The organism is Bacillus sp. JJ1474 (genome assembly GCF_036965225.1).
Taxonomy (GTDB): domain Bacteria; phylum Bacillota; class Bacilli; order Bacillales; family Cytobacillaceae; genus Cytobacillus.
The window spans coordinates 38,840-57,065 of the sequence record NZ_JBALPC010000001.1 but is presented as its reverse complement, the minus strand read 5'-3'; the positions used below and the strand labels follow the sequence as shown (position 1 = coordinate 57,065).

Below are 18,226 nucleotides of genomic sequence, written 5' to 3'. Positions count from 1 at the left end.
ACATTTATCCATTTGAATCGAATTTCACTTGAAGCAATGAATCGTGTAAAGGAGGGATATTATGAGCAAGGTGACTGATACGGTTGGACAATTAGTCACACCCATTTTAGATGAGCTTAATTTAGAATTAGTTGAAATTGAATACGTTAAGGAAGGAAGAGATTGGTTCCTCCGCGTATTTATTGATAAGGAAAATGGTGTCGATATTGAGGAATGCGGGTTAGTCAGTGAAAAATTAAGTGAAAAGCTTGATGAGATCGATCCTATTCCCTATAACTATTTCTTAGAGGTTTCATCACCTGGAGCTGAGCGCCCTCTTAAAAATGAAAAGGACTTTCAAAAAGCAGTTGGCAAAAATGTTTTTATTAAAACATATGAGCCAATTGATGGTGATAAAACGTTCGAAGGAATTTTGACTCATTTTGATGGTCACATAGTAACAGTCGAAATCAAAATTAAAACAAGAAAGAAAAGTATTGATATTCCGTATGAAAAAGTAGCGAATGCACGCTTAGCTGTTGTTTTTTCATAAAGTCAATTAGCGCTTGCGCTTTTCTATTAAAGGGGGAAGAAGTCTCATGAGCAGCGAATTGTTGGATGCTCTCACATTACTTGAAAAAGAAAAAGGCATTTCACGTGATGTCATTATTGATGCAATTGAAGCAGCGCTAGTATCTGCATATCGCAGAAACTTCAATCAAGCACAAAATGTTCGGATTGATTTAAATCTTGGAAACGGAACGATGAGAGTTTTTGCTCGAAAAGAAGTAGTTGAAGAGGTTTTTGACCCAAGACTAGAAATTTCCGTTGAAGATGCACAAAGAATGAATCCTAATTATCAAGTGGAAGATATTGTGGAGCTAGAGGTTACTCCTAAGGACTTCGGCCGAATTGCGGCGCAAACAGCAAAGCAGGTTGTTACGCAGCGTGTTCGTGAAGCGGAAAGAGGAATTATTTACTCTGAATTTATTGACCGTGAAGAAGATATTATGACAGGGATTGTGCAGCGTCAGGATTCCAAATTTATTTATGTCAGTCTTGGAAAGATCGAAGCGATTCTTCCAACAAATGAGCAAATGCCGAACGAGCAGTATAAACCACATGACAGAATAAAGGTTTTCATAACAAAGGTTGAAAAGACTACAAAAGGACCACAAATTTTTGTTTCTAGAACTCATCCAGGTCTTTTGAAAAGATTGTTTGAAATAGAAGTGCCAGAAATTTACGATGGAACAGTGGAAATTAAATCTGTAGCCAGGGAAGCGGGAGACCGCTCGAAAATTTCCGTTCATTCTGATAACGAGGAAGTCGATCCAGTTGGTTCTTGTGTAGGACCAAAAGGCACCCGTGTTCAAGCGGTCGTGAATGAGTTAAAAGGTGAAAAGATTGATATAGTAAAATGGTCAGCTGATCCGATTGTTTTCGTTGCTAATGCGTTAAGTCCATCTAAAGTACTTGATGTCATCGTAAATGAAAATGATAAAGCTACAACCGTTATAGTTCCAGACTATCAGCTGTCACTCGCAATTGGAAAACGCGGGCAAAACGCGAGACTGGCTGCAAAGCTGACAGGATGGAAAATTGATATTAAATCTGAGTCTGAAGCGCGTGAAACAGGCATGTACCCAAGAGAAGAAACACTCTTGACTTATGATAGCACTGAGCTTGAAGACGATGAAAATTTTGATTTTCAGGAAGATATGGATTAATAGGGGTGAATGAATGTGAACAATCGTAAAAAAGTTCCTCTGCGCAAGTGTGTCGCAACCGGTGAAATGAGACCGAAAAAAGAACTCGTTCGCATCGTTCGCTCTAAAGAAGGGGAAGTATCAGTGGATCCGACTGGAAAAAAATCCGGTCGCGGCGCCTACCTTTCTAAAGAAGAAGAGGCAGTAAAACTTGCAAAAAAGAAAAACATTTTAGCAAGCCATTTAGATGTTTCAATAGATGATTCTATATATGAAGAGCTATTAGAGCTCATAGAGAAGGAGAAACGACTATCCAAATGAATGCAAATCAATGGATGTCATTGCTTGGCTTAGCGAATCGGGCACGGAAAATTACTTCGGGTGAAGAGCTTACTATCAAAGAAATAAGAAACGGTAAAGCGAAGCTCATATTGCTATCTGCGGACGCTTCTGTTAACACGACAAAAAAAGTAACTGATAAATGTAAATCCTATCAAATTCCATATAGGCTTGTCGAAAACCGAGAAATCCTTGGTCAGGCTATTGGAAAAGATGCTCGGGTTGTTGTGGCAGTGCTTGATGGTGGATTTGCAAAAAAACTGAAGTCGTTGCTCGATTAATTCCAGCGGGGGTGAAAGTATGAGTAAAATGCGCGTTTACGAATATGCAAAAAAGCAAAATGTATCAAGTAAAGACGTGATTACAAAATTAAAAGACATGAATATCGAGGTCTCAAACCATATGACAACAATTGAAGCTTCTGCCGTACAAAAATTGGACGGAATATACGGTAAGAAGGAAGACAAACAGCCAGAAAAGCAAAATCAGCAAAAGACAAATCCAGTTCAGACTAAACCAAAAGCTCCGGCTGCTAATCGTAATGAGCAGTCGGAAGTAAACAAAGGTAAAAATAAACCTATGCAAAAACAAACTGAAGTTAGAAAGCCAAACAGCGAGAATAATCAAAAAGACAATAAGCCTTTTAACAAGAACAAGAATAAAAATAATAACAATAACAATCAAAATAGAAATAAAAACAATAATAAAGGGAAAAGCAACCATCAAGTACAAGTCCCTCCTGCTCCTAAAAAAGTAAAGGAACTTCCAGCAAAAATTACTTTTAGTGATTCATTAACAGTTGCTGAGCTTGCAAAAAAGCTTCATCGTGAACCTTCAGAAATCATTAAAAAATTATTTATGCTTGGTGTTATGGCTACAATTAATCAAGCACTAGATAAAGATGCTATTGAATTAATTGCTACTGATTACGGAGTCGAAGTCGAAGAAGAAGTTCATATCGATGTGACTGATTTAGAGGTTTATTTCACAGATGAAGAAAATGCAGAGCTTGTAGAGCGTCCGGCTGTTGTTACGATTATGGGGCACGTTGACCACGGTAAAACAACGACTTTGGATTCTATTAGAAATACAAAAGTTACAGCGGGAGAAGCCGGTGGAATTACTCAGCATATCGGAGCTTATCAAGTTGAAGAAAATGGCAAAAAGATTACGTTTTTAGATACTCCAGGACATGCTGCCTTTACAACGATGCGTGCCCGTGGAGCGAAAATTACGGATATTACCATTCTTGTTGTTGCTGCTGATGATGGTGTTATGCCTCAAACGATTGAAGCGATCAATCATGCGAAAGCAGCAGAAGTACCAATTATTGTAGCTGTTAATAAAATGGATAAGGAATCTGCCAATCCAGACCGCGTTATGCAAGAGTTAACTGAATATGGATTAGTACCAGAGGCTTGGGGTGGGGATACTATTTTTGTTCCTATTTCTGCTCTTAAAGGAGAAGGAATTGACAACCTTCTGGAAATGATTCTTCTTGTAAGCGAGGTTGAAGAATTTAAGGCTAATTCTAAACGAAGTGCTGTAGGAACTGTAATCGAGGCTCAATTAGATAAAGGCCGCGGGTCAGTTGCAACTCTGCTCGTTCAAAACGGTACCTTAAAAGTAGGAGATCCGATTGTTGTTGGAAATACATTTGGCCGAGTACGTGCAATGGTCAATGATCTTGGACGCCGTGTTAAACAAGCAGAACCATCAACACCAGTAGAAATTACAGGTCTTAATGATGTACCTCAAGCTGGGGATCGCTTCGCTGTACTTCCTGATGAGAAGACAGCTCGCCAAATTGGAGAGTCTCGTGCTCAGCAAGCCCTTCAAGCACAGCGAAGTGAAAAGACAAAAATTAGCTTGGATAACTTGTTTGAACATATGAAACAAGGCGAAATGAAGGAATTAAATGTTGTTGTTAAGGCAGATGTTCAAGGTACTGCAGAAGCACTTACAACAGCCTTGCAAAAGATTGATGTTGAAGGTGTAAATGTTCGTATACTTCACACTGGAGCAGGAGCTATTAATGAATCAGATATTACACTTGCTGCAGCATTTAATGCATTTGTTGTCGGATTTAATGTACGCCCTGATAATAACGCTAAGCGTGCTGCGGAAGCTGAAGGTGTAGATATTCGCCTGCATCGAGTTATTTACAAAGTAATTGAAGAAATCGAATTGGCTATGAAAGGGATGCTTGATCCAGAATTTGAAGAAAAAATTATTGGCCAGGCAGAAGTTCGCCAAACATTTAAAGTTTCAAAGGTTGGAACAATTGCAGGATCCTATGTAACCGATGGAAAAATTACTCGAGATAGCGGAGTACGTTTAATCCGTGATGGCATTGTTATTTTTGAAGGGGAAGTAGATGCACTTAAGCGCTTCAAAGATGATGCTAAAGAGGTTAGCCAAGGATATGAATGTGGGATTACGATTAGAAACTTTAACGATGTTAAAGAAGGCGATGTCATTGAAGCCTTCGTTATGCAGGAAATTGAGCGGAAATGATCATTGGGCTTGCAGCTTGTGAATGTATCATTTATGACTCACATTCTTTAAAAGAAAAACGAGCTGTATTACAAAGAATTCTTACCCGTTTGAAACAAAAGTATAATGTATCTGTCTCAGAGGTAGATTATCAAGATGTATGGCAACGGACAAAAATAGCCATTGTTGCCGTATCATCCTCTCGAATTTCAACGGAGCAAGAATTACAAAATGCCCTTAAATTAATTGATTCGTTCCCTGAAATTGAACGAACAATTACTGATGTTGATTGGATTTAATTTTATTAAGTATTTATTTTCCACTTCTATTAGTGGGCGATGAATGCAAATTGGGAAACTATTCAGAAGGGGTTCAATACTTTCTGAATAAAGTTAAGCCTCCGGCGGATGCCTCAGATTTATTAAAGGAATTTATCGGGCACTGCCCGATAAAAATCTGGGCGCAAATCCGCCAAGGCGGATTTGATTAGAGGTGAATAAATTATGAGCCTTCGAGCAAATAAAGTTGGAGAACAAATGAAGAAGGAGCTTGGCGAAATTATCGGCCGTAAAATTAAGGATCCGCGTGTCGGCTTTGTTACGGTAACCGATGTCCAAGTAACCGGAGATCTTCAGCAAGCAACCGTATTTATTTCTGTTCTTGGCGATGAGGAACAAAGGGAAAATACGCTTAAAGGCCTTGCAAAAGCAAAAGGATTTATCCGTTCGGAGATTGGGCAGCGTATCCGCTTGCGTAAAACTCCAGAAATTTTCTTTGAATTTGATGAATCAATTGATTATGGCAATCGAATTGAAACATTACTCCATCAAATTCATGATGAGGATCGTTCCAAGGAAAAAGAAGATTAATGATAGAAATGGATGTGGATAGACATTTGTCTATCCATTTTTTTCGAATTTAGAAAGGAGGATCACTTGTGGAAGGAATATTGCCGCTATTTAAGCCTAAGGGGATCACCTCACATGATTGTGTATTTAAGCTGCGTAAAATTTTAAAAATGAAAAGAATCGGCCATACCGGAACTCTAGACCCTGATGTGACGGGAGTACTCCCTATTTGCTTAGGGAGAGCGACAAAAGTGGCTGAATATATTACAGATGCCGGAAAAGCATATGAAGGGGAAGTAACGATTGGGTATTCCACCACAACTGAGGATGCCTCAGGAGAAACCCTTGAAGTTAGGAAAGTAACAAATTCATTTTCAAGAAAAGAAATTTTATCTGTTTTGGAAAGCTTAACTGGTGAAATAACGCAAACCCCGCCGATGTATTCTGCTGTGAAGGTAAATGGAAAACGGCTTTATGAATACGCAAGACAAGGGATTTCAGTTGAAAGGCCAACTAGAAGGGTGAAAATCTTTTCAATCGAACTTCTAGATGACCGCGATATATTCAGTGGGGAACTTATTCAATTCCGTTTCCGGGTTTCTTGCGGAAAGGGAACATATATACGGACGTTAGCTGTTATGATTGGAGAAAAACTTGGTTATCCTGCTCATATGTCTGATCTAGTTAGAATTCAATCTGCCGCATTCTCCTTACAAGACTGCTTAACATTAGAAGAAATAGAATCCTTCGTTCAAGAAGGCACCCTATTACAGAAAATAAAACCGCTTGAATCTGGGCTTTCTCATTTGCCCAAATATACGATAAATGATACAGTAGCAAAGAAAGTAAAAAATGGAGCAGTTTTGCCCATACCAAGTCATTTATCTGAAGCAAAAGGTCCGATTGTTGTTGAAACTGAAAACGGCATTACTTTGGCCATTTACGAGCATCATCAGCAAAAGCAAGGGTTAATGAAGCCTGTAAAGGTCATCCGAAATGATATGCTGTGAGAAATCTGGGCTTTGAATTTGAAAAAAGGTGAACCACATGGAAATAATTTCAATTAATCATCCACAATTTGTTAAGAGGGAACTTCCGCCATTATCCATAGCATTAGGCTATTTTGACGGCGTTCATCTTGGACATCAGAAGGTTATCAAGAAAGCAAAGACTATCGCGGAGGAGAGCGGCTTCAAAAGTGCGGTCATGACCTTTGATCCTCATCCCTCTGTTGTATTAGGAAAAAGTGTTAAACATGTAGAATATATTACTCCACTCCACGATAAAGTCGAGTTGATCGCTAAATTAGGGATTGATTATTTAATTATTGTCAACTTTTCAAGGGAATTTGCGAGTCTATTGCCCCAAGAATTTGTAGATCAATATTTAATAGATCTAAATGTAAAACATGTAATCGCGGGCTTTGATTATACATATGGCAGAATGGGAAAAGGAACGATGGAAACATTGCCATTTCATTCAAGGGATAAGCTCGCCTTTACAGTCGTTCCAAAATTAGTATCTAATAATGAGAAAATTAGCTCAACCTTAATTCGTTCAATGATTCGTGAAGGCAGAATGGAAGATATTTCACCTATACTAGGCAGGTATTATTCTACTAATGGCATCGTTATTCATGGAGATAAAAGAGGAAGAACAATCGGATTCCCTACGGCGAATATTGAATTAAATGACGATTATATTCTTCCCCCTACCGGAGTTTATTGCGTCCGAATTAACGTCAATGGAAAGTGGCATGAAGGAGTATGCAATGTGGGCTATAAGCCAACTTTTAATAAAGAAATGTCCAAAAAGCCATCCATAGAAGTTCATATTTTTGATTTTAATCAAGAAATTTACGGACAAGAAGTAAAAGTTGAGTGGCACTTGCATTTAAGAAAAGAACAAAAATTCAATGGCATAGAAGAACTTGTTGCTCAAATAGAAATGGACAAAAGGTCGGCGCTTGCTTACTTTGAAAAAAACAATGTTTAGCCTTGCATTTTGTCATAAAAAGTTGTATTCTTATTAACGTATCAAAAGAACCTTTGCTTGGCAAGTCGAGTCACCGACGCTTGCTCGGTAACAGGGGATTTAACATTTAGGAGGTGAAACGGATGGCAATCACTAAAGAACGTAAAAATGAACTAATCAATGAGTATAAAACTCATGAGAATGATACTGGATCTCCAGAGGTTCAAATCGCTGTCCTTACTGAGGAAATTAACAAACTGAACGATCATTTACGTACTCATAAGAAAGACCACCACTCACGTCGCGGTCTTTTGAAAATGGTAGGTAAACGTCGTAACCTGTTAACTTACCTGCGTAACAAAGATGTTCAACGTTACCGTGAGTTAATTAACAAATTAGGTTTACGTCGATAATAAGAAAAGCGGGAGTTTTCCCGCTTTTTTATTAGCTTAAAAAGAACACATGTTTACATACATAAAAGAGCCATTTTAACTTGTAATAAAATTGTACATACTATATACACACAGATTTCATACTTTAGGAGAATTTTTGTTCGATAATGTTTAGGTTTAGGTTTCCAATTCAAGTTGCTAAACCTCCATTGTGAAAAGGTAGAGAGGGGTTACAAAATATGGGACAAGATAAACATATTTATTCTATAGATTGGGCTGGCCGCAAATTAACTGTTGAAATTGGACAGTTAGCCAAACAAGCAAATGGCGCAGTGTTAGTTCGCTATGGAGACACAGCTGTATTAAGTACAGCAACGGCATCAAAGGAGCCGAAAAATTTAGATTTCTTTCCATTGACAGTCAATTATGAAGAAAGATTATATGCCGTTGGGAAAATACCTGGAGGATTTATTAAACGAGAAGGCCGACCAAGTGAAAAAGCTATTTTGGCCAGCCGCTTAATTGATAGACCAATTCGCCCATTATTTGCTGATGGCTTTCGTAATGAAGTACAAGTAGTCAGTATGGTAATGAGTGTTGATCAAGATTGTTCTTCAGAAATGGCGGCCATGTTTGGTTCTTCATTAGCACTAAGTGTATCAGATATTCCTTTTGGAGGACCGATTGCTGGAGTAAGTGTTGGTCGTATTAATGGTGAGTTCATTATTAATCCTACAGTTGATCAGGCTGATAAAAGTGATATCCATTTAGTTGTCGCTGGTACAAAGGATGCTATTAATATGGTTGAAGCAGGTGCTCTTGAAGTCCCTGAAGAAATCATGCTAGAAGCGATTATGTTTGGACATGAAGAAATTAAGCGATTAATTGCGTTTCAGGAAGAAATTGTAGCTGAAATCGGTAAAGAAAAACTTGAAATAGTTTTATTTGAACTTGATCAAGAATTAGAAGCTAAGGTACGTTCGATTTGCGAGCAAGACATGATTGCTGCTATTCAAGTTCAAGAAAAGCATGCACGTGAGGATGCTATTAAAGCTGTTAAAAATGCGGTACTTGCAAAATTTGAAGAAGAAGAGACAACGGAAGAAGACCTTAAACAAGTAAAACAAATTCTTGATAAAATTGTAAAAGGCGAAGTACGAAGACTTATTACAGAAGATAAGGTCCGTCCAGATGGGCGTGGCTTGGATATCATTCGACCATTGTCCTCGGAAATTGGTATTTTTGCTAGAACACATGGTTCCGGACTATTTACTCGTGGCCAAACTCAAGCTTTAAGCGTTTGTACATTAGGTGCACTAGGTGATGTCCAAATTCTTGATGGCCTCGGAATCGAGGAAGAAAAGCGTTTTATGCACCATTACAACTTCCCTAATTTCAGCGTTGGAGAAACGGGTCCGATGAGAGGGCCAGGCCGTCGTGAGATTGGGCACGGTGCACTAGGAGAGCGTGCATTAGAGCCTGTTATTCCATCAGAAAAAGATTTTCCGTATACAGTCCGTTTAGTTTCTGAAGTTTTGGAATCTAATGGATCTACATCACAGGCAAGTATTTGCGCAAGTACCCTTGCTATGATGGACGCTGGTGTTCCAATTAAGGCTCCTGTTGCGGGGATCGCAATGGGTCTTATCAAGTCTGGAGAGCATTACTCTATATTAACGGATATCCAAGGTATGGAAGACCATTTAGGAGATATGGACTTTAAGGTTGCTGGTACAGCTAAAGGGGTAACAGCATTACAAATGGATATTAAAATTGAAGGTCTTTCCCGTGAAATATTAGAAGAGGCCCTTCAGCAGGCGAAAATAGGCCGCATGCAAATTCTAGACTCTATGCTAAGTACAATTGCCCAGCCAAGAAATGAGCTATCTAAATACGCTCCTAAGATCTTGACGATGCACATTAACCCAGATAAGATTCGTGACGTTATTGGACCGAGCGGAAAGCAAATCAATAAGATTATTGAAGAAACTGGTGTAAAAATTGATATCGAGCAAGATGGTACAGTATTTATTTCTTCAACTAATGAAGAAATGAACCAAAAAGCGAAGAAAATTATTGAGGACATTGTCCGTGAAGTTGAAGTTGGACAAATGTATCTTGGTAAAGTAAAGCGAATTGAAAAATTCGGAGCATTTGTTGAAATATTTAACGGAAAAGATGGGCTTGTACACATTTCAGAGCTTGCTGAAGAGCGTGTTGGCAAAGTTGAGGATGTCGTATCAATTGGGGACGAATTATTAGTAAAAGTAACCGAAATTGATAAACAAGGCCGTGTTAATTTATCACGTAAAGCAGTCCTCCGTGAGCAGCGCGAGCAGAAAGAACAAGCACAAAAATAATTAGTTTCAAAGCGTGATTTATTATTAATGAAAGAGTCAGGATGGGATGGCCCCCCTGACTCTTTCCATATACATACCTTTTGTTAAAAATTAACCTTTCGTTAGAAAATGCAGCTCGTTCTACCTTGTCCTCTTAAAACATATGGTTTATGGAAGGAGGCAAGGAGAATGAAAAAGGTGATTCATTTAAGCATTATTTTTATTGTTGCATATCTTTTTGTTAACAATCCGTTATCGAACCAATACGTTTTGGGGCTAAAAGCTGATTCTATTTCTGTATCAAAACAAAAGGATCCTTTATATAATGAAATTACTGCAAGAGCAACAGACTATTATATTCCCCCGCAGGATGCGAAGATTGATCGAGTTTGGAAGGCGATTCCCGGATTAAATGGATTACAAGTTGATATAGGTGCTTCCTATAAAAAAATGAAAGCAGATGGCGAATTTAAGGATGAAAAGCTTGTTTTCAAACAAATTCTGCCTAAAGTTCAATTAAAGGATTTGCCGCCGTCTCCAACATATAAAGGGCATCCAGAGAAACAGATGGTTAGTTTTATCATAAATGTGGCATGGGGAAATGAGTATTTAACGGATATGCTAGCAACGCTAAAGAAGCATAACGTTTCGGTAAGTTTTTTCTTAGAAGGAAAATGGGCCCAAAATAATCCTGAATTGGCAAAAATGATAGAAGAAGCAGGACATGAAATTGGCAACCATTCATATTCTCAACCTAATATGGCAAAAATACCAACGAGTAAAATTAGGGAAGAAATTCAAAAAACGAATGAAGTCATTATGGCAATCACAGATAAGCCTGTACAATGGTTTAGTCCGCCAAGCGGAAGCTTTCGTGAAGACACAATACAAATTGCCTTACAGGAAAGCTTAAGAACGGTCTTATGGTCGGTTGATACAGTTGATTTGAATAAGCCATCCGAAGAGGAACTGCTAAATCGTGTAATGGGTAAGGTTCATAATGGGGCGATCATCTTAATGCACCCTACAAGCCCAACAGAAAGGTCGCTAGATCAGTTAATTATTCAGCTGAAGAAGCAGGACTTTCAAATTGGAACCGTTTCCGAGCTTTTGAGTTCTGATCGAACGGCTGATAATCTTATTTTTGGAAAAGTTAATAGTAAGGAAAATAACAACTAAAATTATTGCATCTCTGTTAAAGGAACAGGAGGAACTTATTTGATTAAAAAGTACACATGCCAAAATGGTGTAAGAGTCGTATTAGAAAATATTCCACACGTTCGTTCCGTTGCCATCGGTGTTTGGATTGGAACTGGATCTAGAGATGAAAACCTAGAGAATAACGGGATTTCTCATTTTCTAGAGCATATGTTTTTTAAGGGGACAAAAACAAGATCCGCACGTGAGATCGCTGAATCATTTGACAGTATTGGCGGGCAGGTGAATGCTTTTACTTCAAAAGAATATACGTGCTACTATGCAAAGGTTCTCGATACTCATGCGGATTTTGCACTTGAGGTTTTAGCTGATATGTTCTTTAACTCTACATTTGTGGAAGAAGAGCTGAATAAAGAGAAAAATGTTGTATATGAAGAAATAAAGATGTATGAGGATACGCCTGATGATATCGTTCATGACTTGCTTAGTAAAGCCATTTATGAAAATCATCCACTTGGCTATCCGATATTAGGGACAGAGGAAACGCTTGCCACCTTTAACGGTGATACATTAAGAGAATATGTCCACAACATGTATACTCCTGAAGAAGTGGTCATTTCTATTGCCGGCAATATTTCTGATTCTTTTATTCGGGAAGTTGAAAAATATTTTGGATCCTATGAAGGCGGAAAGCATGAAAAAGTGAAGCAGAGCCTTGAATTCCATTCAAATAAGGCTGTTCGGAAAAAAGATACAGAGCAGGCACATTTATGTATTGGTTTTGAAGGACTGCAGGTAGGTCATCCAGAAATGTACAATTTAATTGTTCTCAATAATATACTTGGCGGCAGCATGAGCAGCAGGTTATTCCAGGATGTTAGGGAACAAAAAGGACTTGCTTATTCAGTCTTTTCTTATCACTCAGCCTACCAAGACGCAGGGATTGTTACACTCTATGGTGGAACTGGTGCTAAGCAATTGGATGTCTTATTTGAAACGATGCAAGAAACATTAAGCAAGCTTAAACAAGACGGAATTACCGAAAAGGAACTAAATAATAGCAAGGAACAGTTAAAAGGAAGTCTGATGCTCAGCTTAGAGAGCACCAATAGCCGAATGAGCCGAAATGGGAAAAATGAACTTTTACTGAAGCGTCATCGTTCATTAGATGAAATCCTTGAACAAATTGATGCTGTTTCTAAACAAGGTGTGGATGAAATGGCAAATTCCATATTCTCTGATAAATACGCCATTGCCTTGATTAGTCCTAATGGCGAGTTGCCAAAAAGTCTATAACTACTCATAACAGTCTGTTTAATTAGCAGACTGTTTTTTTGTTTATGGAAGCAAATTGATTTGTAGTCTAAATCATTATGAATATCGATAAATTGTATAGAGAGGGGGAAGGGCATGAGACTTAGTGAGCTGAGCGGAAAAGAAATCGTTGACGTAAAAAAGGCAGAAAGATTAGGGGTTCTTGGGCAAACAGATCTTGAAATAAACGAAAAAAGTGGACAAATCCAGGCATTAGTCATTCCATCTTTGAAATGGTTTGGACTCAAAAGGCAAGGAGATGAGATTCGTGTACCTTGGAGCCACATTAAAAAGATTGGAACCGATATGATTATTTTAGATATGCCGAATGAGGAAGAAGCAAACGAATAGAAAATTTTTAAGGGATTATTTAGATTGGCAGAAGCCAGTCTATTTTTTTTTGAAAAAATTCTTTTCAAAAATAAAAGTTAGGCTAAAACCCAGAGCCCACATACTTTTTCTCTCATTTGAATCCTTCCCAAACTCATATTTCAAGCCTTATCTTTACATGGAAAACTCACCGATTTAGCCTTTCGTACATAGGATGTTGAAGTAGTGAATTAACACAATACCTGTAACACTCTTTAGAAGAAGGTGAGGGTTTCATGCTAACAGACATACAAATTGCTGTTATTGGCGGAGATGCTAGGCAGCTGGAAATAATACGCAGACTAACCGAGCTGGATGCCAAGCTTTCATTAATTGGATTCGAACAATTAGATCATGCCTTTACTGGGGCTGTTAAAGAAAAAATGGATGAAGTCGATTTTTCAAATAAAGATGCTGTTATATTGCCTGTTCCTGGAACTGGCTTAGATGGTCAAATTGAAACAATATTTTCAAATGAAAAGGTGTATTTACGGAAAGAGATGCTATTGGAAACACCATCCCATTGTACGATCTATTCAGGGATAAGCAACTCATATTTAGACAGTGTAACTAAACAGGCAAATAGACGACTCGTTAATTTATTTGAACGAGATGATGTAGCTATCTATAACTCAATTCCCACAGTAGAGGGAACGATCATGATGGCCATACAGCATACAGATATTACTATTCATGGGTCAAAAATTACCGTTCTCGGCCTCGGAAGAGTTGGGATGAGTGTTGCAAGAGTCTTTGATTCTCTTGGAGCCAAGGTAAAAGTGGGTGCTAGAAAAAGTGAACATATTGCAAGGATTACGGAAATGGGTTTAGTTCCTTTTCATTTAAAGGATTTAGAAAATGAAGTAAAGGATGCAGATATTTGCATCAACACGATTCCACATTTAGTAGTTACAGCTTCTGTTATTGCAAAAATGCCGGTTCACACTCTCATTATTGATCTTGCTTCTAAACCAGGAGGGACAGACTTTAGGTACGCAGAAAAAAGGGGAGTAAAGGCATTGCTCGCACCTGGACTTCCTGGAATCGTTGCACCTAAAACAGCCGGAAAAATACTAGCGAAGGTTCTTTCCCAATTAATAAAAGAAGACAGTATTAACCGAAAGGGGAAAATTTAATATGAGTTTAAAAGGAAAACGTATCGGTTTTGGTCTGACAGGATCTCATTGCACATACGATGCGGTGTTCCCGGAAATAGAGAAGCTCGTCAACGCTGGGGCTGAAGTTTTGCCTGTTGTTACCTTTACAGTAAAAAGCACTGAAACAAGGTTTGGCAAAGGGGAAGATTGGGTACAGAGAATTGAAGAATTAACAGGAAATAAAGTGATAGACTCCATTGTGAAGGCAGAGCCGTTAGGTCCAAAAATTCCTTTAGATTGTATGGTGATTGCCCCCTTAACAGGCAATTCAATGAGTAAATTTGCAAACGCCATGACAGATTCACCTGTTTTAATGGCTGCAAAGGCAACGCTTAGGAATCAGAAGCCTGTTGTATTAGGAATATCCACAAACGATGCACTTGGCTTAAATGGCGTGAATTTAATGAGATTAATGGCAACGAAAAATATTTATTTCATCCCATTTGGCCAGGATGATCCAGTGAAAAAACCAAATTCAATGGTTGCCAGAATGACAGCTTTATCAGAAACGATTGAAGCAGCTATTAACGGTAAACAATTCCAGCCCGTACTTGTTGAAAGATATAAGGACGAGAATTAGAGTGTTTCCCCAATTTATCTAGCAAAAAGTTTATTACTTTAAAGAATGAATATGTTAAAATGTATGTTATTATAAGAAAATTCATTAAGTTTCTGTAATAATCTTTTTTGTTAGTAAGTATTTTTGAGAGGGGAAAAAACAAATGGAACAGAAAAAAGGTTTTCATGTAGCAGTTTTAGGAGCAACAGGAGCAGTAGGTCAGCAAATGCTTGACACACTTGAGAAAAAGAATTTTCCAATCGAAAAGTTAACATTGCTATCATCTGCACGCTCAGCGGGAAAAAAGGTGATTTTTAAAGGCGAGGAGCTAACAGTCCAGGAAGCAACACCGGATAGCTTTGCAGGAGTTGATATTGCACTATTCAGTGCAGGCGGTAGTGTTTCTAAAGAAATGGCGGCTCATGCGGTTTCCCATGGCGCAGTTGTTGTTGATAATACAAGTGCTTTCCGTATGGATGAAGATGTTCCGCTTGTAGTGCCAGAAGTCAATGAACACGACCTTCACAATCATAAGGGAATTATTGCAAATCCAAACTGTTCTACGATTCAAATGGTTGTAGCTTTAGAACCAATCCGTAAAAAATACGGTTTAAATAAAGTTATCGTTTCAACATACCAGGCTGTTTCGGGATCAGGTGCAGCTGCAGTTGAAGAGCTTCATGAACAAACAAAAGCAATCATAAATGGCGAATCCTTTGAGCCTGCCATTCTTCCTGTAAAAGGTGATAAGAAGCATTATCAAATTGCCTTTAACGCGATTCCGCAAATTGATAAGTTTACAGAGAACGGCTTTACATTTGAAGAAATGAAAATGATAAATGAAACAAAAAAGATTATGCATCTTCCTGAACTTCAAGTTGCAGCGACATGTGTGCGTTTACCAGTTGCAACCGGTCACTCAGAATCAGTCTACTTCGAGGTAAATGAAGAAGAGGTTAGCTCACAAGATATTAAAGGGCTTCTTCAAGATGCCCAAGGTGTTATTTTACAAGATGATCCGGACAATCAAATCTATCCAATGCCTGCAGATTGTGTAGGCAAGAGCGATGTGTTTGTAGGACGTATTCGCAAGGACTTAGATCAACCAAAGGGTTTCCATATGTGGGTTGTGTCTGACAATCTATTAAAGGGAGCTGCGTGGAACTCAGTTCAAATTGCAGAAAGCTTAATAAAACTTGGTTTAGTAAAATAACAAAGTTCACGTTTTATTTCTTTAAAAAGATTTGAGCGTAAAAAATAAAGGAGCTAGAGATTTTCTAGCTCCAAATATGATCGTTCCTCTTTATCAGCAAACCTATGGCATAATCTAAAAACCAATGAAGAGTTTTATAGAGGTGTAACAATGAAAATAATTGTGCAAAAATTTGGAGGCACGTCAGTTCGCAATGATAAAAGCCGGGCACATGCATTTAAGCACATCAAGAAAGCCCGACACGAGGGTTATAAAGTAGTTATTGTCGTATCGGCAATGGGACGATTGGGTGACCCATATGCGACTGATACATTACTCTCTCTCGTAGAGACAAATAAATCCCTGATAAATAAAAGGGAAACAGATCTATTATTATCCTGTGGTGAAATCATTTCTAGTATTGTTTTTACAAATATGCTTTTGGAACAAGGTGTTAAAGCAACTGCCTTAACCGGTGCGCAAGCAGGTTTTCGAACTAATCACGAGCACACAAATGCGAAAATTATCGATATGAAATGTGATAGACTTCTTAAAGTACTTGAAGAGCATGATGTAGTTGTAGTAGCTGGATTTCAAGGTGCTGCAAAAAATGGGGATGTCACAACGATCGGCAGAGGCGGAAGTGACACATCTGCCGCAGCTCTAGGAGCAGCTCTAAATGCGGAATGGATTGACATATTTACAGATGTTGATGGAATTATGACTGCTGATCCAACTATCGCTGAAAATGCACGTCCTCTATCTATTGTCACATACACAGAAGTATGCAATATGGCTTATCAAGGAGCAAAAGTCATACATCCTCGAGCAGTTGAAATTGCCATGCAAGCTAAAATCCCCATTCGAATTCGATCTACCTATACAGAAAATTTAGGAACCCTTGTGACAACTTTTAATAAAGAACGGCAAGGAATAGACTTCACAGAAAGAATTGTTACAGGAATTGCCCATCTCCCCAATATTACACAAATCAAAGTACAGGCTAAAAAGGATCAGTATAATTTGCAAGCTGAGGTTTTTAAGGCGATGGCTAATGAAGGAATCAGTGTTGATTTTATAAACATTTATCCTAATGGCGTCAACTATACAGTTTCAGAAGAAATGACAGAGAAAGCCATTCAGATACTGGAAGATTTACATCATACTCCACTTGTCGAGAAGCATTGTGCTAAAGTATCTGTCGTTGGAGCCGGAATGCAAGGTGTGCCGGGTGTCGCATCGAAAATTGTTACAGCATTGTCAGAGCAGGAAATAAGGATTTTACAATCTGCGGATAGCCATACTACTATATGGGTTCTTGTGAAACAGCATGATTTAGCTAAGGCAATTAACGCTCTACATGATGCTTTCCAGCTTGAAAAGGATTATACAGTTCCTGAGAATATTGACTTATGGAAGATTAAAGGAGTGTAGCAATGATTCAGTTAGGCCGGGTTTCGACAGCGATGGTTACTCCATTTAATAGAAAGGGACATATTGATTTCCCTAAGACTACTCAGCTAATTAATCATTTAATTCAAAATGGCACAGAATCTCTTATTGTAGCAGGGACAACAGGTGAATCTCCAACTTTAACGAATGAAGAAAAAATAGCGTTATTCCAGCATGTGGTTAAAGCAGTCGACAAAAGAATACCAGTTATTGCGGGAACTGGCAGCAATAACACATACGCTTCTATTGACTTAACGAAACGAGCTGAGCAAATAGGTGTAGATGGAATAATGGCTGTGGCTCCCTATTACAATAGACCAAATCAAGCCGGACTTTTTCAGCATTTCCAGGCAGTTGCCGAAAGTACGAAACTGCCAGTAATGGCATATAACATTCCAGGCAGAGCAGCTGTCAATATTGAACCTGAAACCATTATTAGCCTTTCTAACATAAACAATATTTTTGCGGTAAAGGAAGCAAGCGGTAATTTAAATGCAATGGCTCGAATCATTTCAGAAACAGCTGAGGACTTTCAGCTATACAGCGGGGATGACGGATTGACAATCCCTGTATTGGCAATAGGTGGGAAGGGCATAGTCTCAGTGGCGTCCCACATTATTGGAAATGAAATGCAAGAGATGATTCAAGCGTTTCTGAATGGCAAAATAGAGAAAGCTGCAAGGCTTCATCAACATCTCCTTCCAATCATGGAAGGACTCTTTGCAGCCCCAAGCCCTGTACCAGTAAAAACAGCGCTTCAATTAAAGGGACTTGATGTCGGCACGGTAAGATTGCCGTTAGTTCCGCTAACAGAGCAGGAGAGAAGTAAATTATCAGCTTTGCTACAATAAAAACTTACTATTAAAAGCCAATCAGTTTTTTGCCGATTGGCTTTTAATTTTACTAGAAAGGCCCACTCCGCTTTTCTTCTTGTCTAGCTTCAGCGCCT

At 38.5% G+C, this 18,226-nt stretch carries 20 protein-coding genes; all 20 read left to right on the top strand.

The window, feature by feature from the left end; translation table 11 throughout:
• Positions 1 to 58: 58 nt before the first annotated feature.
• A complete protein-coding gene (rimP, locus tag V7164_RS00270) occupies positions 59 to 532 on the top strand; it encodes a ribosome maturation factor RimP (RefSeq protein WP_335353198.1) in 474 nt (157 codons plus the stop codon).
• Positions 533 to 578: 46 nt separating this feature from the next.
• Positions 579 to 1,709, top strand: coding sequence for a transcription termination factor NusA (gene nusA / locus V7164_RS00265; protein ID WP_335353170.1), 1,131 nt, complete (start codon positions 579 to 581; stop codon positions 1,707 to 1,709).
• A 15-nt stretch (positions 1,710 to 1,724) separates the two neighbouring features.
• Positions 1,725 to 2,009 carry an RNase P modulator RnpM gene (rnpM, locus tag V7164_RS00260; RefSeq protein WP_335353169.1) on the top strand — a complete coding sequence of 95 codons (285 nt, stop codon included), beginning with the start codon at positions 1,725 to 1,727 and terminating at the stop codon, positions 2,007 to 2,009.
• The gene (locus tag V7164_RS00255; protein WP_335353168.1) at positions 2,006 to 2,308 is read left to right on the top strand and encodes a YlxQ family RNA-binding protein; all 303 of its coding nucleotides are present in this window, start codon (positions 2,006 to 2,008) and stop codon (positions 2,306 to 2,308) included. Before rnpM ends, V7164_RS00255 begins: the two co-directional genes overlap by 4 nt.
• Before the next feature lie 19 nt (positions 2,309 to 2,327).
• Positions 2,328 to 4,544: a translation initiation factor IF-2 gene (gene infB, locus V7164_RS00250; RefSeq protein ID WP_335353167.1), complete on the top strand. Its 2,217-nt coding sequence runs from the start codon at positions 2,328 to 2,330 to the stop codon at positions 4,542 to 4,544.
• A complete protein-coding gene (locus tag V7164_RS00245) occupies positions 4,541 to 4,822 on the top strand; it encodes a DUF503 domain-containing protein (RefSeq protein ID WP_335353166.1) in 282 nt (93 codons plus the stop codon). Before infB ends, V7164_RS00245 begins: the two co-directional genes overlap by 4 nt.
• 50 nt (positions 4,823 to 4,872) lie before the next feature.
• Complete coding sequence (locus V7164_RS00240; protein WP_335353165.1) at positions 4,873 to 5,013, top strand: hypothetical protein; 141 nt, start codon at positions 4,873 to 4,875, stop codon at positions 5,011 to 5,013.
• A gap of 13 nt (positions 5,014 to 5,026) precedes the next feature.
• Entirely contained in the window at positions 5,027 to 5,392 is a 366-nt protein-coding gene (gene rbfA, locus V7164_RS00235; RefSeq protein ID WP_150932364.1) for a 30S ribosome-binding factor RbfA, read from the top strand.
• Between the two features lie 68 nt (positions 5,393 to 5,460).
• Positions 5,461 to 6,381, top strand: coding sequence for a tRNA pseudouridine(55) synthase TruB (gene truB / locus V7164_RS00230; RefSeq protein WP_335353164.1), 921 nt, complete (start codon positions 5,461 to 5,463; stop codon positions 6,379 to 6,381).
• Between the two features lie 37 nt (positions 6,382 to 6,418).
• Entirely contained in the window at positions 6,419 to 7,366 is a 948-nt protein-coding gene (gene ribF / locus V7164_RS00225; RefSeq protein ID WP_335353163.1) for a bifunctional riboflavin kinase/FAD synthetase, read from the top strand.
• Positions 7,367 to 7,488: 122 nt separating this feature from the next.
• Complete coding sequence (gene rpsO, locus V7164_RS00220; protein WP_066288899.1) at positions 7,489 to 7,758, top strand: 30S ribosomal protein S15; 270 nt, start codon at positions 7,489 to 7,491, stop codon at positions 7,756 to 7,758.
• A 218-nt stretch (positions 7,759 to 7,976) separates the two neighbouring features.
• Positions 7,977 to 10,097, top strand: coding sequence for a polyribonucleotide nucleotidyltransferase (gene pnp, locus V7164_RS00215; protein ID WP_335353162.1), 2,121 nt, complete (start codon positions 7,977 to 7,979; stop codon positions 10,095 to 10,097).
• A 168-nt stretch (positions 10,098 to 10,265) separates the two neighbouring features.
• Positions 10,266 to 11,255 (top strand): polysaccharide deacetylase family protein, encoded by a 990-nt coding sequence (locus tag V7164_RS00210; RefSeq protein ID WP_335353161.1) that lies wholly within the window; start codon positions 10,266 to 10,268, stop codon positions 11,253 to 11,255.
• A 39-nt stretch (positions 11,256 to 11,294) separates the two neighbouring features.
• On the top strand, positions 11,295 to 12,530 hold the full coding sequence (locus V7164_RS00205) for a M16 family metallopeptidase (RefSeq protein WP_335353160.1): 1,236 nt from the start codon (positions 11,295 to 11,297) through the stop codon (positions 12,528 to 12,530).
• Between the two features lie 114 nt (positions 12,531 to 12,644).
• Positions 12,645 to 12,899, top strand: coding sequence for a YlmC/YmxH family sporulation protein (locus V7164_RS00200; RefSeq protein WP_335346587.1), 255 nt, complete (start codon positions 12,645 to 12,647; stop codon positions 12,897 to 12,899).
• A gap of 254 nt (positions 12,900 to 13,153) precedes the next feature.
• On the top strand, positions 13,154 to 14,053 hold the full coding sequence (gene dpaA / locus V7164_RS00195; protein ID WP_335346588.1) for a dipicolinic acid synthetase subunit A: 900 nt from the start codon (positions 13,154 to 13,156) through the stop codon (positions 14,051 to 14,053).
• 1 nt (position 14,054) lies between these two features.
• Positions 14,055 to 14,654, top strand: a complete 600-nt coding sequence (gene dpaB / locus V7164_RS00190) for a dipicolinate synthase subunit B (RefSeq protein WP_335346589.1) — start codon at positions 14,055 to 14,057, stop codon at positions 14,652 to 14,654.
• A gap of 142 nt (positions 14,655 to 14,796) precedes the next feature.
• Positions 14,797 to 15,846 (top strand): aspartate-semialdehyde dehydrogenase, encoded by a 1,050-nt coding sequence (gene asd, locus V7164_RS00185; protein WP_335346590.1) that lies wholly within the window; start codon positions 14,797 to 14,799, stop codon positions 15,844 to 15,846.
• 150 nt (positions 15,847 to 15,996) lie between these two features.
• Positions 15,997 to 17,259, top strand: a complete 1,263-nt coding sequence (dapG, locus tag V7164_RS00180; protein ID WP_335353159.1) for an aspartate kinase — start codon at positions 15,997 to 15,999, stop codon at positions 17,257 to 17,259.
• A gap of 2 nt (positions 17,260 to 17,261) precedes the next feature.
• On the top strand, positions 17,262 to 18,128 hold the full coding sequence (gene dapA, locus V7164_RS00175) for a 4-hydroxy-tetrahydrodipicolinate synthase (RefSeq protein ID WP_335353158.1): 867 nt from the start codon (positions 17,262 to 17,264) through the stop codon (positions 18,126 to 18,128).
• Positions 18,129 to 18,226: the final 98 nt, after the last annotated feature.

Bases quoted from the DNA above. Each gene is read 5' to 3' on its own strand.
- nusA (WP_335353170.1), top strand. From the start codon at position 579: ATGAGCAGCGAATTGTTGGATGCTCTCACATTACTTGAAAAAGAAAAA.
- V7164_RS00255 (WP_335353168.1), top strand. From the start codon at position 2,006: ATGAATGCAAATCAATGGATGTCATTGCTTGGCTTAGCGAATCGGGCA.
- infB (WP_335353167.1), top strand. From the start codon at position 2,328: ATGAGTAAAATGCGCGTTTACGAATATGCAAAAAAGCAAAATGTATCA.
- V7164_RS00245 (WP_335353166.1), top strand. From the start codon at position 4,541: ATGATCATTGGGCTTGCAGCTTGTGAATGTATCATTTATGACTCACAT.
- rbfA (WP_150932364.1), top strand. From the start codon at position 5,027: ATGAGCCTTCGAGCAAATAAAGTTGGAGAACAAATGAAGAAGGAGCTT.
- ribF (WP_335353163.1), top strand. From the start codon at position 6,419: ATGGAAATAATTTCAATTAATCATCCACAATTTGTTAAGAGGGAACTT.
- rpsO (WP_066288899.1), top strand. From the start codon at position 7,489: ATGGCAATCACTAAAGAACGTAAAAATGAACTAATCAATGAGTATAAA.
- pnp (WP_335353162.1), top strand. From the start codon at position 7,977: ATGGGACAAGATAAACATATTTATTCTATAGATTGGGCTGGCCGCAAA.
- V7164_RS00210 (WP_335353161.1), top strand. From the start codon at position 10,266: ATGAAAAAGGTGATTCATTTAAGCATTATTTTTATTGTTGCATATCTT.
- V7164_RS00200 (WP_335346587.1), top strand. From the start codon at position 12,645: ATGAGACTTAGTGAGCTGAGCGGAAAAGAAATCGTTGACGTAAAAAAG.
- dpaA (WP_335346588.1), top strand. From the start codon at position 13,154: ATGCTAACAGACATACAAATTGCTGTTATTGGCGGAGATGCTAGGCAG.
- dpaB (WP_335346589.1), top strand. From the start codon at position 14,055: ATGAGTTTAAAAGGAAAACGTATCGGTTTTGGTCTGACAGGATCTCAT.
- asd (WP_335346590.1), top strand. From the start codon at position 14,797: ATGGAACAGAAAAAAGGTTTTCATGTAGCAGTTTTAGGAGCAACAGGA.
- dapG (WP_335353159.1), top strand. From the start codon at position 15,997: ATGAAAATAATTGTGCAAAAATTTGGAGGCACGTCAGTTCGCAATGAT.
- dapA (WP_335353158.1), top strand. From the start codon at position 17,262: ATGATTCAGTTAGGCCGGGTTTCGACAGCGATGGTTACTCCATTTAAT.